Source organism: Nonomuraea sp. NPDC050691, from assembly GCF_040654455.1.
Classification (GTDB): domain Bacteria; phylum Actinomycetota; class Actinomycetes; order Streptosporangiales; family Streptosporangiaceae; genus Nonomuraea.
On sequence record NZ_JBFAIA010000388.1, the window covers coordinates 1 to 1052 of the forward strand.

General features: G+C 74.3%; 2 protein-coding genes. Both read left to right on the forward strand.

Translation table 11 applies throughout. The features are described 5' to 3' along the window. Positions 1-258, forward strand: a 258-nt coding sequence (locus tag AB0H81_RS44980; RefSeq protein ID WP_358388798.1) for a hypothetical protein, incomplete at its 5' end; no start/stop codon positions are given. Positions 259-338: 80 nt separating this feature from the next. Next, positions 339-1052, forward strand: a 714-nt coding sequence (locus tag AB0H81_RS44985; RefSeq protein WP_358388801.1) for a beta-eliminating lyase-related protein, incomplete at its 3' end; no start/stop codon positions are given.

Sequence of the window (1052 nt, forward strand, 5' to 3'; positions counted from 1 at the left end):
CAGCGGCTCGGCCGGCTGTCCCTGGCCTGCGTCGTCTGCCGGGGGCGCGGCTGGGTGGGCGGCGGCGCGGACCCGGCGCGGCGGCCCGAGCCCCCGGACCGGCCACCGCCGGTGTGGGAGGACCCGCGCTGGCTGGACCCGATGGTCGCCGCCGCCTCCGCGTGCCGCTACTGCCTGGGCAACGGCTCGGTGCAGCACGTCGACCGCGACCGCGGGGTCATGGTCACCATGGCGTGCGCGTGCGCGCCCCCCGCCTAGCGTTCCAGAACCCCGCTGGCTGCGCGCCCGTATAGCGACTAGCATGCTCTTGCATATTATTCGCAATAAGTGGAGCCCTCATGCCTGACGTGTCTTCCGGCGGTACGCCCGTGTGGCGGTCGTTGTTCCTCCACGCGCCCCTCCGGCGCAGGCCGCGCGCGATGCTGGAGCAGATGCTCCTGCTGGTGGACGAGGACACCCCGCCGGACGGCCCCGACGGTCCCGTGGCGGCGCTGGAGCGCCGGCTGGCCGGCCTGCTGGGCAAGGAGAGCGCGCTCTTCTTCCCCAGCGGGACGATGGCGCAGCAGGCCGCGCTCCGCGTCCACGCCGACGCGCGTGGACGCCGCGCCTTCGCCGCCCACCCGCAGTCACATCTGGACGTGTGGGAGCAGCAGGGGTACAACGCCGTCCACGGCCTGCGTTTCCACCGCACCGGGGATCCCTTCGAGCTGATGACGGCACGAGACCTCGCGGCCATCGGCGAGCCCCTCGCGGCGGCCGTCTGGGAACTGCCGCAGCGCGACCTCGGCGGCCTGCTCCCGGAGTGGGACGACCTGTGCGACCAGGTCGCGCTCGTCCGGGCTTCCGGTGCCGCCGCGCACCTGGACGGCGCCCGGCTCTGGGAGGCGCAGACCTACTACCGGCGGCCCTTCGACCAGATCGCCGGCCTGTTCGACTCGGTGTACGTCTCGCTCTACAAGAGCCTGCAGGGCGTCCGCGGCGCCGTGCTCGCCGCCGACGCGGAGACGGTGCGCGCCGCCGCGGTGTGGCGGCAGCGACTCGGCGGCGGCATC